Below are 15,075 nucleotides of genomic sequence, written 5' to 3' on the forward strand. Positions count from 1 at the left end.
TGTGTGCTGAGCCTTTCCAACTTTCCAAGGCGTGAGGTTTGAAAAAATGGCTATTCCAAAATATAATGAACTTTACTCGCTGTTCCTCTTTGCGATTCAGGACGGTGCCCCGCATTCTTCAAAAGATGTAAAGAAAATCATCTCCCAAAAACTCCAATTAACCGCCTTGCTCTTGAATTGGTAAACATACATAAAAAGCGCCCGTCCCGGTTTTCCGGGACAGGCGCTTTGCATTTTAACCTTGTAATTTATCAGGACAGAATCATGCGGTCATTTGCAAACTCGCCGCCGCTGGCGATCTGGAACTTTGCCAGCAGGTCGGAGACGTGCAGGTTCTTCTTTTCCTCACCGGAAACATCATAGATGATATGGCCTTCGTACATCATGATCAGGCGGTTGCCATACTTAATGGCATCCTTCATGTTGTGGGTGATCATCATGGTGGTGAGGTGGTTTTCCTCCACGATTTTAGCCGAGAGGGTCAGCACCTTGAGCGCGGTCTTGGGGTCCAGCGCAGCGGTATGCTCGTCCAGCAGCAGGAGCTTTGGCTTGTTCATGGTAGCCATCAGCAGGGTCAGTGCCTGACGCTGGCCGCCGGAAAGCAGGCCCACACGGGCCGTCAGGCGGTCTTCCAGACCCAGATCCAGCGTCTTGAGCAGTTCACGGTACTGCTCGCGCTCTGCCTTGGTAATGCCAATGCGCAGGGTGCGGGGCTTGCCGCGGCGTGCAGCCAGGGCAAGGTTCTCTTCGATCTGCATGGTGGCAGCAGTGCCGGTCATGGGGTCCTGAAACACGCGGCCGATGTAAGCGGCACGCTGATGCTCGCTCAGGCGGGTCACATCCACACCGTCAATAATGATCTTGCCTTCGTCAACCGGCCATACACCGGCAACTGCGTTCAGCATGGTGGATTTGCCTGCACCGTTGCCGCCGATCACGGTAACGAAATCGCCCTCGTTCAGCTTCAGGTTCAGGCCGTTCAGGGCAGTTTTCTGGTTGACCGTGCCAGCGTTAAAGGTCTTGGAAACATTCTGGATCTCAAGCATTTTTTGCATCCTCCTTTGCCTTCTTCACCGGCTTCGAGAAGTACTTGCCCTTCCAGTACGGCACGGCAAGGAAAACAGCCACCACAGAAGCGCTCAGCAGCTTGAGCAGGTTGGCATCGAAACCCAGAGTCAGCACCAGCTGGATGACAATGTAGTAGATGATGGCACCCAGAGAGACAGAAACCATCTTGAGTGCAAAGTTGTGGAAGATGCGGCTGAACAGAGCCTCGCCAATGATGACAGCAGCCAGACCAATGACGATCGCGCCACGGCCCATGCCGACATCTGCAAAGCCCTGATACTGGCTCAGCAGAGCGCCAGACAGCGCCACCAGACCGTTGGACACAGCCAGACCCAGCACGATATTGAAGTTGGTGTTGATGCCCTGCGCACGGGACATGGCGGGGTTAGAGCCGGTGGCACGGATGGCACAGCCCAGCTCGGTGCCGAAGAACCAGTACAGAACGCCGATCAGCACCGCTGTGACAATGATGATCATAACGATAGGGTTGTGGAGAGCGAACTCCTTGACCCAGCGCAGGGAGATCAGCAGGTTGTACTTGTCCACATTGATGGCCTGATTGGCCTTGCCCATGATTTTGAGGTTAATGGAATACAGCGAAAGCTGGGTCAGGATGCCGGCAAGGATGGCCGGAATGCCCATAAATGTGTGCAGGACACCGGTGACGAGGCCGGACAGCAGGCCTGCCAGCAGCGCCATGAGCAGGGAGACCCAGACGTTCTGGCCGGACAGCAGGCACATGACGCACACTGCACCGCCGGTGCCAAAGGAGCCGTCCACGGTCAGATCGGCCACATCCAGAATACGGTAGGTCAGGTACACGCCAATGGCCATGATACCCCAGATAAGGCCCTGTGCACAGGCACCCGGCAAAGCGCCCGGCAGGTTTGCCAGTCTTGCAATGATTTCCAAAACAATTCCTCCTAAACGTTACACTTTTTTTCTTCCCGTTTGATACGGGAAAGCGGAGAAGAGCACTTTTTACCCTTCTCCGCTGATTTTCTGTTTGGTTTCCCGGAGTATTTTAGCCCTCGATCTCCTCGTAGCCGTCGGGAACGGTCAGGCCCAGATCGTCGCAGATCGTCTTGTTGTACTTCTTGGTCACATCGGTGTACTCGATGGGCATGGTGGAGATATCAGCCTCGCCGTTCAGGATCTTCACTGCCATCTCACCAGTGGTGTAGCCCAGATCGTAGTAGCTGATGGAAAGGGTAGCCACGCCGCAGCCGGCGCAGATACCCTCTTCGCCAGCGAACACAGGCTTCTTGGCCGGGCGGCAGATGCCGTCCACAATGCCGGTGTTTGCAGCAACAGTGTTATCGGTGGGCACATACAGTGCGTCGTTCTCGTCGGCAGCCTTCTGGCAGACAGAGGACAGGTCGTTGGAATCAGAGAAAGCGTACTGGGTAGCGGTGACACCCTTTTCCTCCAGATACTTCTGGACCTCATCCACCTGATACTGGCTGTTTGCTTCAGCAGAGCAGTACAGCAGGCCAACCTTCTTGGCCTCCGGCATCCACTCCACGATCATCTCAGCCTGCTGATCCAGCGGGGCCAAATCAGAGGTGCCGGAAATGTTGCCGCCCACGGTGCCGTCGAAATCGGTCAGGCCCAGAGCCACACCGTACTCGGTAACAGAGGTGCCCAGCACCGGAATGCTGTCGGTAGCAGACTGTGCAGCCTGCAGAGCGGGCGTAGCATTGGCCATGATCAGATCCACACCAGAGGAAACGAAGCCGTTGGTGATGGTAGCGCAGGTAGCGGAATCACCCTGTGCATTCTGGAAATCGAAGGTGACGTTCTCGCCGAAGGAAGCAGTCAGAGCATCCTCAAAGCCCTGCGTAGCGGCATCCAGAGCGGCATGCTGCACCAACTGGCAGATGCCGATCGTGAACTTCTGGCCATCGGCTGCAGCAGAAGCAGCAGCGGAGGATGCAGGCGCAGCGGAAGAAGCAGCTGCAGAAGATGCAGAAGAACCGCCGCAGGCAGTCAGGGCAGCAGCTGCGCCGCAGGCAGCGGCAGCAGCCAGAAACGAACGACGAGTGATTTTACGCATAATGTTTATCTCCTCTATCTCTTTGCGTGTGCGGCCTACAGGTACCGCACCGGAAAGCTATGTTTTGTATGCAAGGCTCGTACAGTCTCGCTTTACACTCGTGAAGTATATCACACATTTCACGGTAAAACAACTCACTTTTGCCCTAAAACGGCCTTTATTATCGATTGCATCAAATATATCGATCGATTATTTTGATGTGTTATTCCGTTTTTGCTGATATTCCGTCAGTTTTGCAAATTCAGCATCCAGCCAGTGCAGGTTTTTCTCCAGCTGCGGCAAGAACGATGCGGCATAGTCGTAGCCAAAATACAGCGCCTGCCAGAGCTTGTCCTGCATCCGGCGCACCAGCACCGGGCTGAGCTGCGCACCCAGCTGTTCCACCGTGTCTTCCAGTGTCATGCAGGTCTGCGCCCAGCGCACATCGGTCTGTTCCCGGGCCGGGACATCGTAACGAGCAAGATAGTCCTCCACCCTTGCCTCGATCACCTGCCCGCCGCAGCCGGTGGGCTGCAGAAAATAGCTCACCTGTCCTTTCCTGCTGATCTCCTGCGCCAGCGGGTACAGAGCACACACCAGCGGTTCGGCATCGTGGATGGCGCAGCGGTCTCCCGTAAGGAAGGGACAGTTGTTCCGGTTCTCCTTCACCGGGGCCAGACGCAGCACCGGCAAATGGCTCACCGTGCCAATGCTGGCCCGGCAATATCCCCGCGCCACGATCTGCGGCGGCAGGCGCAGCCGGGCTGCAATGCGCCACAGATCAAAGCCTGAAAGTACAATGTCCTCTCTGCCACGGCAGCAGTCGCCGCAGCCATTGCACGCAAAGCTGAAATGTGCATCCTGCGCCAGCAGGGGCATTGCCTCGGTACGGGTAAAATCGATCTGGCCGCACAGGTCGATATGGTCGTCACGCATGGATGATCTTCCTTCTTCCTGAATGATATTGATTTTTATTGTATCACATTGCCGTCAAAAGCAAAAGGGAGCGTTTCCGCTCCCCTTGCGCTATCCTGTCATTGATACTTCTTTGCCGGGATGACGATTGCGCCAAACAGCGATGCAATGTATCCGATAAGCACTGCACGCCACACCTGCCATCCGGTGGCCTGTTCAAACACGACCGCCGCTGCCGTGCAGAGCGGTGTCAGGAGCATACTTACCACGCACCACACCCGCATTGCTTTGAGCACATGGAGCCAGTTGCGGTTGTTGTAGTACACACCCGGAATATGCATGTGGAACGCGCCCTGTGCAAAATTGCAGACATGGTTTTCGTCATAATAGCGCGGCAATGTTTCCGGCATCCAGAACAAGGTGTAGGCCCCATATACGATGCCGAAGATCACGTTTATAATCAGCAGCATCATTGCGCCCTCGGTCCCGGCCAGCCCCACGGCCCAGACAGCTGCGGTCTCTACAAGGCCAAGCACCACGCTGACCCCATACAGCGGCAGAAACTTCTGCGTGCGGGCCTGGCGGCGTTCCGGCGGTTCTGCCGAAAAAGTCAGTGCCTTGCGGATCAGTTCCTCTGTTTCCTCGCGGGTAAAGCGCTGCTCCTCCTCCACGCGGCAGCCATGTAACAGCTCGGCCACGGTCACATTCAGCTGTTCGGCCAGCGGCACCAGCAGGGAGATATCCGGCACGCTCAAGCCGCGCTCCCATTTGCTGACGGCTTTATCCGAAACATACAGGCAGGCGGCAAGCTCCTTCTGGGTCATGCCCTTCTCCCTGCGCAGCTGTGCCAGAAAACTCCCAAAAGCGATCTTGTTCAGTTCGTACATCGTTTTGTCCTCCTTGTGAGCCAGCAGTTCTGTTTGTGGCTCCATTGTACCGGACCGGACATTCCCGCACAACCGACTGGCGGTAGAATTGGCGCAAAACAGTCATTTTTCTTTTCCAGTCTGCGGTACACCTGCACAGCATCCATGATGTTGGTCTGCTCCGTCGCGTGGTTTCCGGGTGCCCCCAGCGTGACCAGAATGTACTCCTTTTCGTTCACCACGGCAAGGCTGGCAAGGCACAGACCGGCCGCAATAAAGTACATCGGGCTTCTGGAATCGCCCAGCCCGCGGAAGATCGATGCCATGATATTATACGCCGTGATGCATGGAACGCCGATAAAGCAGATGATCAGGTAGGTACGAGTGCCCGCCACGGCCTGCTCCGGTGTGGAGACAATGCGTACGATCGGATCCACAAGCCCTACTAGCACAGCTGCCAGTACCACAGATCCTGCCATAAACAGTGTGACTGTGTTGCCAATGAGCCGCGCCGCACGAGGTTTGTTCTCTGCGCCCACGGCCCGGCCAATAGTGACCGTTGCTCCCATGGCAAGGCCCACGATCATCACAGTGATCATATGCATCACCTGACTGCCAATGGACACCGCCGTTGTGCTGGCCACACCTTCAAACTGCCCGATGATGAACAGATCCGCCATGCCGTACAGCGTCTGCAAAAAGTACGAAAGCAGATAGGGCAGTGAAAAAAACAAAATGCTTTTCAACACACTGCCGCTGGTCAGATTTTTTTCCATAATGTTTTCTGCCCGGCTTCCCTCTTCTCTGCCGAATGTACAGAGCTTACACTGCCAGACCGGGCAGCTCCTTTCCGTTATAGATAGTAAACCCTACAACGACTGAAGAGTCAAGGTTTTATTACAATAAAGCGGCCCGGTCGTGCCAAAAGGTCAGCACAGCCGAGCCACCATGAATTTATTTTCTGTTTCATCTTCAATGCTCACATCATTTTCAAAGCATCCCTGCCTTTCTGTTTTCTCCTAAAACGGTTTCAAGACAAAAGAAAAACGCCTCAGAATTCCTTCTGAAGCGTTTTTTGTTCAAGTCGGCGACTACCTATTTTCACGCGCCGTTTCCAGCGAACTATCTTCGGCACAAGTGAGCTTAACTTCTGTGTTCGGAATGGGAACAGGTGGAACCTCACCGTCATCGACACCGACCGATCTGACTGAACCAGTATAACATGTTTGTTGTACTTTGTCCAGTGTTTCTTAGAAGGACGTGCCTTCAAAACTGAATAATCACTGCTCACATTTTTTCGTTGACTCTCAGAGTCTCAAGCGAATTGTGGTCAAGCCCTCGACCTATTAGTACACGCTTGCTGAATGGATCGCTCCACTTACACATCGTGCCTATCAACCTTGTAGTCTTCAAGGGGTCTTACTTGTTTGAAACAATGGGATATCTTATCTTTGGGTCGGCTTCACGCTTAGATGCTTTCAGCGTTTATCCGATCCGTACATAGTTGCCCAGCTATGCTCTTGGCAGAACAACTGGTGCGCCAGAGGTACGTCCGCTCCGGTCCTCTCGTACTAGGAACAGCTCCCATCAAATATCCTGCGCCCACGACAGATAGGGACCGAACTGTCTCACGACGTTCTGAACCCAGCTCGCGTACCGCTTTAATTGGCGAACAGCCAAACCCTTGGGACCGAATACAGCCCCAGGATGCGATGAGCCGACATCGAGGTGCCAAACCTCCCCGTCGATGTGGACTCTTGGGGGAGATCAGCCTGTTATCCCCAGGGTAACTTTTATCCGTTGAGCGATGGCATTTCCACTCACATACCACCGGATCACTAACTCCAACTTTCGTTACTGCTCGACCCGTCAGTCTCGCAGTTAGGCTCGCTTCTGCGTTTGCACTCTTTTGCTTGATTTCCGTTCAAGCTGAGCGAACCTTTGAACGCCTCCGTTACTCTTTAGGAGGCGACCGCCCCAGTCAAACTGCCCACCTAACAATGTCCCCCGCCTTGATTCAAAGGCGCAGGTTAGAATTCCAATATCGCAAGGATGGTATCCCAACGGCCACTCCACAAACGCCAAAGCACCTGCTTCCTAGTGTCCCATCTATCCTGTGCATGCAACATCGAAACCCAATATTAGGCTACAGTAAAGCTCCATGGGGTCTTTCCGTCTTGTCGCGGGTAACCGGCATCTTCACCGGTACTACAATTTCGCCGGGCGGGCTGTTGAGACAGTGCCCAAATCATTACGCCTTTCATGCGGGTCAGAACTTACCTGACAAGGAATTTCGCTACCTTAGGACCGTTATAGTTACGGCCGCCGTTCACTGGGGCTTCGATTCAATGCTTGCACATCTCCTCTTAACCTTCCAGCACCGGGCAGGCGTCAGCTCGTATACGTCATCTTTCGATTTAGCACAAACCTGTGTTTTTGGTAAACAGTTGCTTGGGCCGATTCTCTGCGGCTGCATTGCTGCAGCACCCCTTCTCCCGAAGTTACGGGGTCAATTTGCCGAGTTCCTTAACAACCCTTCTCCCGTTGGCCTTAGAATCTTCTTCCTACCTACCTGTGTCGGTTTGCGGTACGGGCACCGCAGAAATTCACACAGCTTTTCTCGCCATCTTCCATCCCGGACTTCGGTACTAATTTCCCTCGATCGCTACCGGAACCAACACCCGGCTCCGAGACTTCATATGTGTCCCTGTGTTTAACTCTTTTGGTGGTGACGGAATCTCTACCGTCTGTGCATCGGCTACGCCGTTAGGCCTCACCTTAGCTCCCGACTGACCTGGAGCGGACGAACCTTCCTCCAGAAACCTGAGGCTTTCGGCCATGCAGATTCTCACTGCATTCGCGCTACTCATTCCGGCATTCTCACTTCTATACACTCCACAGCCGCTTGCGCTACTGTTTCACCGCGTATACAACGCTCCCCTACCCAGCATGTAAACATGCTGCCTAAGCTTCGGTGTCAGGTTTAGCCCCGTTAAATTCTCCGCGCAAAGACGCTCGACCAGTGAGCTATTACGCACTCTTTGAATGAGTGGCTGCTTCTGAGCCAACATCCTGGTTGTCTGCGTATCTTCACATCGTTTTCCACTTAACCTGACTTTGGGACCTTAGCTGTAGATCTGGGCTGTTTCCCTTTTGACAATGACATTTATCTGACACTGTCTGACTCCCAAGCATCAATACTCTGGCATTCTGAGTTTGATAAGCTTCGCTAACCTCTCGGCCGCTAGGCTATTCAGTGCTTTACCTCCAGGTATCTAACTTGAGGCTAGTCCTAAAACTATTTCGGGGAGAACCAGCTATCTCCGGGTTCGATTGGAATTTCTCCGCTACCCACAGTTCATCCGCCGCCTTTTCAACGGAGGTCGGTTCGGTCCTCCATGGAATTTTACTTCCACTTCAACCTGACCATGGGTAGGTCACCCGGTTTCGGGCCCATTATATGCAACTTAACGCCCTTTTCAAACTCGCTTTCGCTTCGGCTCCAGACCTTAAGTCCTTAACCTTGCTGCATACAATCGCTCGCCGGACCGTTCTACAAAAAGTACCCTATCACGCATTGACGCGCTCTAGGTGCTTGTAGGCACAGGGTTTCAGGTTCTTTTTCACTCCCCTCCCGGGGTGCTTTTCACCTTTCCTTCACAGTACTATACGCTATCGGTCACTGGGTAGTATTTAGGGTTGGAGGGTGGTCCCCCCGTATTCCGACCAGGTTTCACGTGTCTGGCCGTACTCTGGAATTCGCTCGGCTCTTGTCGTTTTCACCTACGTGGTTCTCACACTCTCTGACCGGCCTTCCCATGCCGTTCGGTTAACAACTTAAGTCCTAAATGCGCTCCGTACCCCGAAAGTATTTCTACTCTCGGTTTGCCCTCTTCCGCGTTCGCTCGCCACTACTTACGGAATCTCGTTTGATGTCTCTTCCTCGCCCTACTTAGATGTTTCAGTTCAGGCGGTTCCCTCGATATACCTATTTTGAAGTTCAGTATAACGTACCTGAGTATGAACCCAGGTGAGTTTCCTCATTCAGAAATCTCCGGATCAATGCTTATTTGCAGCTCCCCGAAGCTTATCGCAGCTTATCACGTCTTTCATCGGCTCCCAGTGCCAAGGCATTCGCCCTGCGCCCTTGTTCGCTTGACCATTCAAACTATTCTCTTTCGAGAATGGCTTGTATTTCCTCTTGATTCTCTCTTGCCAACGAAGATTATTGTTACCCTTCCTTTTGAAATTGTAATATTTCTTAAAAAAGAACTTACTATAATCTTTGTTTCGCAGTTATTATTCAGTTTTCAAGGTACGTCTTTGAGTTCCCTTTTCAGGGCCCTCAAAATCGAACAATATCTACTCTGCTTGTTTGTTACCTGTCCAAGGACTGTCCATCTTTTGATGCCCTGTCCTTGCCTGACTCCTTAGAAAGGAGGTGATCCAGCCGCAGGTTCTCCTACGGCTACCTTGTTACGACTTCACCCCAATCACCAGTTTTACCTTCGGCGGCGTCCTCCTTGCGGTTAGACTACCGACTTCGGGTCCCCCCGGCTCTCATGGTGTGACGGGCGGTGTGTACAAGGCCCGGGAACGTATTCACCGTGGCATGCTGATCCACGATTACTAGCAATTCCGACTTCGTGCAGGCGAGTTGCAGCCTGCAGTCCGAACTGGGACGTTGTTTCTGAGTTTTGCTCCACCTCGCGGTCTTGCTTCTCTTTGTTTAACGCCATTGTAGTACGTGTGTAGCCCAAGTCATAAAGGGCATGATGATTTGACGTCATCCCCACCTTCCTCCGTTTTGTCAACGGCAGTCTGGCCAGAGTCCTCTTGCGTAGTAACTGACCATAAGGGTTGCGCTCGTTGCGGGACTTAACCCAACATCTCACGACACGAGCTGACGACAACCATGCACCACCTGTCTCCTTGCTCCGAAGAGAATACATATTTCTATGTCTGTCAAGGGATGTCAAGACTTGGTAAGGTTCTTCGCGTTGCGTCGAATTAAACCACATACTCCACTGCTTGTGCGGGCCCCCGTCAATTCCTTTGAGTTTCAACCTTGCGGTCGTACTCCCCAGGTGGATTACTTATTGTGTTAACTGCGGCACTGAAGGGGTCAATCCTCCAACACCTAGTAATCATCGTTTACGGTGTGGACTACCAGGGTATCTAATCCTGTTTGCTACCCACACTTTCGAGCCTCAGCGTCAGTTGGTGCCCAGTAGGCCGCCTTCGCCACTGGTGTTCCTCCCGATATCTACGCATTCCACCGCTACACCGGGAATTCCGCCTACCTCTGCACTACTCAAGAAAAACAGTTTTGAAAGCAGTTTATGGGTTGAGCCCATAGATTTCACTTCCAACTTGTCTTCCCGCCTGCGCTCCCTTTACACCCAGTAATTCCGGACAACGCTTGTGACCTACGTTTTACCGCGGCTGCTGGCACGTAGTTAGCCGTCACTTCCTTGTTGGGTACCGTCATTATCTTCCCCAACAACAGGAGTTTACAATCCGAAGACCTTCTTCCTCCACGCGGCGTCGCTGCATCAGGGTTTCCCCCATTGTGCAATATTCCCCACTGCTGCCTCCCGTAGGAGTCTGGGCCGTGTCTCAGTCCCAATGTGGCCGTTCAACCTCTCAGTCCGGCTACCGATCGTTGCCTTGGTGGGCCATTACCTCACCAACTAGCTAATCGGACGCGAGGCCATCTCAAAGCGGATTGCTCCTTTTCCCTCTGCTCGATGCCGAGCCGTGGGCTTATGCGGTATTAGCAGTCGTTTCCAACTGTTGTCCCCCTCTTTGAGGCAGGTTCCTCACGCGTTACTCACCCGTTCGCCACTCGCTCGAGAAAGCAAGCTCTCTCTCGCTCGTTCGACTTGCATGTGTTAGGCGCGCCGCCAGCGTTCGTCCTGAGCCAGGATCAAACTCTTTATAAATGATATTTATCACTTAAAAGTGTTAAATCTTGTTCGCTCAGCACGCAATCGCTTGCGTCCTGTGTGAATTACTTTTGGAATTGTTTTTAGTGTTTTTCCAAACACTTAAAAGGTTCCTTACAAGTTTTTCGATATTGTTCAATTTTCAAGGTCCTGTGCGCCTCAGCCTTGTAGCTGACGACCTGTTTATTTTACCACCGAAGCGGTTTTTTGTCAAGCCTTATTTTTAGAAGCTTTTGAACTTTCTGAACTTGGACGCTCAAGAAGTTTCTCAGAACAAACTGGAACTTTTCAGCGTCTATTGGTTCTTTTCAAGGGCTTCCTGCTGAGGCTTTGGAAGTCATTCTTTTGCCTCAGCGCTTGGCGCTCAAGTATAATACCACACCCCCGCCTCCTTGTCAACACTTTTTGACAGATTTTTTCATCTTTTTTCTTGCGCTGCTGAAAAACGTTCATTTTCTTGTATTCAACGTTCTCTTTTTACGCAAAAAAGCCGCCTGCACATTCCTGCACAGACGGCCTTATATTACTTCTATAATAGAGTTAGCGGATCTCGATGCCCAGCTTGAACTTCAGGTTGCCGAGGATCTTCTTGACCACGCGCTCCACTTCTTCCGCAGAGACTTCCTTCTTCGGGTCGGACAGAGACAGGGTGAATGCCATGCTCTTTTTGCCCTCGCCGAGATTTGCGCCGCGGTAGATATCGAACAGCTTGATCTCACCCACCAGAGGGCTGGCCTTCTTGATGGTCTCCTCGATCTCGCCGCAGGTGGTCTTTTCGTCGCAGACCAATGCCAGGTCACGCTTGACAGCAGCGTAGGGACTGAGCGGCTGATAGCGCAGCTCACCGTCCACGCAGGACATCAGAGCCTCGTAGTCCAGCTCACCCAGATAGATATTCTGGTTGTCCTTCTGATCCTTTGCAATTTCCAGCTCGCCGTTGATCTCGTTGGACAGCTTGCCGAACACGCCCAGACGCTTGTCACCGCAGTAAACAGCAGCGCTGATGCCGGGGTGCAGCCACGGGGTTGTCTCGCGCTTATAATCAAAGCTCAGGCCAAAGCCGGCTGCCAGTGCTTCCAGTGCACCCTTGACCGTGAAGAAATCTTCTTCGGGGCCGAATGCACCAATGCAGAGGGTCTGGCGCTCGTGCGGATGCTCGTTGATGGGCAGTTCCTTGGCAAGATACACCGGTGCCATCTCGAACAGACGGCCTTCCGTGTTGCCCTTCTTGAGGTTGTCCACGATGACGTTCAGCATGGAGGGAGCCAGCAGGGTGCGCATGATGGACAAATTCTCGCTGATGGGGTTCAGGATGCGGATGGCCTTGCGGGCTTCATCATCCGCCGGGATGTGCAGCATATCCAGTTCTGCGTTGGAGTAGAAGGCCAGCGTGGAGGCCTCATAGAAGCCCTGTGCAGCCAGCAAACGCTTGGTCTTGAGCTGCTGCTTCTGGTCATAGTTCAGACCGCCGTTTGTAACGGAGGCAGTGTTCAGGAAGGTGGGCACAATGTGGTCGTAGCCGTACTCACGGATGACCTCCTCGGCCAGATCCGGGAAGCTCTCCACGTCCTCGCGGTACAGGGGTGCGGACACGTCCCAGCTGCCATCGGCCTGTACATCCACCGTGAACTCCAGACGCTGCAGAATGTCGATCATGGTCTGATCCGGCACGGTGATACCCAGCACGCCGCAGATCTTAGCCGGAGTGGTAACGATGTGCTTGCGCTCCATCGGGCGGCCATCGGTCAGGTCATATTCCAGTGTGGTGATGTCGCCGCAGTCCAGCTCCTGGATCAGGTGCAGGGCACGGGCAAGGCCCAGTTCAGGAGAGTGACGGTCCACGCCCTTCTCGTAGCGGGCAGAAGAGTCGCTGTTCTGGCCCAATGCGCGGCTGGTCTTACGCACGCAGTCGCGGGCGAAGGTGGCACACTCAAACAGCAGGCTGGTGGTGTTCTCATCCATGCCGGAGTTTGCGCCGCCCATGATGCCGGCAAGTGCCACCGGCTTTTCGGCATCGCAGATGACCAGATTGTTGGGGTTCAGAGTGAACTCCTTCTCATCCAGCGTGACGATCTTTTCGCCCGCATGGGCGCGGCGCACATCGATGGTGCGGCCGGCGACCTTGTTCAGGTCAAAGGCGTGCATGGGCTGACCCATTTCCAGCAGGGTGTGGTTGGTAATATCCACCACATTGCTGATGGAGCGCAGGCCGCACAGAGCCAGATGGCGCTTCATCCAGCGGGGAGACTCGCCCATGCGGATGTTGCGCACATAGTGTGCCATATAGCGGGGGCACAGGTCCGGAGCCTCCACCTTGACGGTGATGGGCGCATCCGGCTCGCAGACAGTCTTGTAGTCCATGGCGGGCATGTGCAGGGGCTTGCCCAGAACGGCAGCCACCTCGCGGGCGATGCCCAGAACAGACTGGCAGTCCGGGCGGTTTGCGGTGATGGAGATATCAAAGATATAGTCGTCCAGACCCACCACGGGAGCAATGTCGGTGCCGGGGACAGAGTTCTCGGGCAGAATGAGCAGGCCGTAGACCTCAGAGCCCGGGAACAGGTCGTCGTTCAGGCCCAGCTCTTCGCCGGAGCACAGCATACCGTTGGACTCCACGCCCTGCATCTTGCGGGCCTTGATCTTGATGCCGCCGGGCAGGGTGGAGCCATCCAGAGCAGCGGGCACGCAGTCGCCCAGCTTCATGTTGGCGGCACCGGTGCTGATGCGGATGTCGTGGCCGTAGTCGCCGCAGTCCACCACACACTTGGTCAGGTGGGTGCCCTCCTGCTTTTCCATCTCCACGATCTTGCCGACGACCACCTTGCTGATGCCTGCATCCAGCGGGATCAGCTCTTCGACCTCAAAGCCGCAGGAGAAGAGCTTTTCCTCCAGTTCCTGCGCAGTAACGTCGATATCTACAAATTCTTTTAACCAGCTGAAAGGTACTTTCATTGTCTCTTCTCTCCCCTCTTATTCGTGGAACTGCTTGAGGAACTGCAGGTTGTTCTCGAACATCAGGCCGATGTTGTTGATGCCATACTTCAGCATGGCGATACGCTCGATGCCGATGCCGAAGGCGAAGCCGGAATACTCGTCCGGGTCGATATTGCAGTTCTCCAGCACCTTGCGGTTGACGACACCGCCGCCCAGCACCTCGATCCAGCCGGTGTGCTTGCACAGCGGGCAGCCCTTGCCGTGGCACTCAAAGCAGCTCACGTCCACCTCCACGCTGGGCTCGGTGAACGGGAAGTAGGAGGGACGCAGGCGGGTGCGGGTGTCAGCGCCGAACAGCTTCTGCACGAAGGTATTCAGTGCGCCCTGCAGGTCGCCCAGCGTGATGCCCTTATCCACCACCAGACCTTCCATCTGGTGGAACATGGGGCTGTGGGTAGCGTCCGAGTCGGAGCGGAACACACGGCCGGGCATCAGGATCTTGATGGGCGGCTTCTGAACGTCCATGGTGCGGATCTGGCCGCCGGAAGTCTGGGTACGCAGCAGGAACTCCTCCGACAGGTAGAAGGTGTCCTGCATGTCGCGTGCTGGGTGATCCTTGGGCACGTTCAGGCGGGTAAAGTTGTGGTCATCGTCCTCGATCTCCGGGAAGGTACCCACCGAAAAGCCCATGCCGGAGAACACGTCGATGATCTGGTTGGTGATCAGGGTCAGCGGGTGCAGACCGCCCACAGAGCGGGTCTTGGCGGGCAGGGTGATATCCACCGTCTCCGCAGCATTGCGGGCAGCAAGCTCTGCCTGCTTCACCTGTTCTGCAGCAGCGTCGTAATCTGCCTGAACCTTTGCCTTGAGTTCATTGATGATCTTGCCCATAGCGGGGCGCTCTTCCGGCGCAACGGTGCGCAGGTTCTTCATCAGGGCAGGGATCTTGCCGTTTTTGCTGAGGTACTCCTGCCAGAAGGAGGCCAGCGTTTCCTTGCCGGACACCTGACCAAGGCTTTCAGCGGCCTGTTTTGCCAGCTCGTCGATCATTGCTTGCATGGATGTTCTCTCCTTTATTCTTCGTGTTGATGAGCGGAGTGCAACAAAAAAGCTCCGTCCCCTGCCCGATTTCTCAGGCAAAAGGGACGAAGCTGTAATTTTTCTGCTCCGCGGTACCACCCGGTTTCCACCCGTGCACAGATGCCGGGCGGCTCTCAGAACGCCGTAACGGGGCGTGGCCGTTCTGTACTACTGCTGTTTCGCACAGACCGCTCAGGAGCGAACTTCAGCACAGATACACCCGGAAGCC

9 protein-coding genes, 3 rRNA genes and 1 other annotated feature (1 of these 13 running past the window's edge) are annotated in these 15,075 nt (G+C 54.4%); of the genes, 1 reads left to right on the forward strand and 11 read right to left on the reverse strand.

Annotated features, from left to right (window positions below):
* Positions 1 to 46: 46 nt before the first annotated feature.
* Positions 47 to 184 carry a hypothetical protein gene (locus tag MTP41_RS01300; RefSeq protein ID WP_154261047.1) on the forward strand — a complete coding sequence of 46 codons (138 nt, stop codon included), beginning with the start codon at positions 47 to 49 and terminating at the stop codon, positions 182 to 184.
* A 67-nt stretch (positions 185 to 251) separates the two neighbouring features.
* Here MTP41_RS01300 and MTP41_RS01305 read toward each other — a convergent pair whose 3' ends face one another.
* The 11 genes from MTP41_RS01305 to pheS all read right to left on the reverse strand — a co-directional run bounded on the left by MTP41_RS01305 (position 252) and on the right by pheS (position 14,825).
* Positions 252 to 1,046, reverse strand: a complete 795-nt coding sequence (locus MTP41_RS01305) for an ABC transporter ATP-binding protein (protein WP_005939014.1) — start codon at positions 1,044 to 1,046, stop codon at positions 252 to 254.
* Entirely contained in the window at positions 1,039 to 1,980 is a 942-nt protein-coding gene (locus MTP41_RS01310) for an ABC transporter permease (RefSeq protein ID WP_249236015.1), read from the reverse strand. Before MTP41_RS01310 ends, MTP41_RS01305 begins: the two co-directional genes overlap by 8 nt.
* Before the next feature lie 112 nt (positions 1,981 to 2,092).
* A complete protein-coding gene (locus tag MTP41_RS01315) occupies positions 2,093 to 3,124 on the reverse strand; it encodes an ABC transporter substrate-binding protein (protein ID WP_044953360.1) in 1,032 nt (343 codons plus the stop codon).
* A gap of 189 nt (positions 3,125 to 3,313) precedes the next feature.
* Complete coding sequence (locus MTP41_RS01320; protein ID WP_249236016.1) at positions 3,314 to 4,039, reverse strand: YkgJ family cysteine cluster protein; 726 nt, start codon at positions 4,037 to 4,039, stop codon at positions 3,314 to 3,316.
* A 98-nt stretch (positions 4,040 to 4,137) separates the two neighbouring features.
* Complete coding sequence (locus MTP41_RS01325) at positions 4,138 to 4,905, reverse strand: helix-turn-helix domain-containing protein (protein WP_249236017.1); 768 nt, start codon at positions 4,903 to 4,905, stop codon at positions 4,138 to 4,140.
* Entirely contained in the window at positions 4,893 to 5,660 is a 768-nt protein-coding gene (locus tag MTP41_RS01330) for an MATE family efflux transporter (protein ID WP_249236018.1), read from the reverse strand. The genes MTP41_RS01325 and MTP41_RS01330 overlap by 13 nt, the downstream gene beginning before the upstream one ends.
* A gap of 306 nt (positions 5,661 to 5,966) precedes the next feature.
* Positions 5,967 to 6,083 (reverse strand): 5S ribosomal RNA (rrf, locus tag MTP41_RS01335).
* A gap of 127 nt (positions 6,084 to 6,210) precedes the next feature.
* Positions 6,211 to 9,045: ribosomal RNA gene (locus MTP41_RS01340) — 23S ribosomal RNA — on the reverse strand.
* A 273-nt stretch (positions 9,046 to 9,318) separates the two neighbouring features.
* A 16S ribosomal RNA gene (locus MTP41_RS01345) occupies positions 9,319 to 10,829 on the reverse strand.
* Together the 16S, 23S and 5S rRNA genes form the textbook arrangement of a ribosomal RNA operon.
* Positions 10,830 to 11,372: 543 nt before the next feature.
* Entirely contained in the window at positions 11,373 to 13,784 is a 2,412-nt protein-coding gene (gene pheT / locus MTP41_RS01350) for a phenylalanine--tRNA ligase subunit beta (protein ID WP_249236019.1), read from the reverse strand.
* Between the two features lie 18 nt (positions 13,785 to 13,802).
* A complete protein-coding gene (gene pheS, locus MTP41_RS01355) occupies positions 13,803 to 14,825 on the reverse strand; it encodes a phenylalanine--tRNA ligase subunit alpha (protein WP_005945958.1) in 1,023 nt (340 codons plus the stop codon).
* Positions 14,826 to 14,904: 79 nt separating this feature from the next.
* Positions 14,905 to 15,075 (reverse strand) — a binding site (T-box leader) (it continues 68 nt past the right edge of the window).

It is taken from the genome of Faecalibacterium sp. I4-3-84 (genome assembly GCF_023347255.1).
Classification (GTDB): domain Bacteria; phylum Bacillota; class Clostridia; order Oscillospirales; family Ruminococcaceae; genus Faecalibacterium; species Faecalibacterium taiwanense.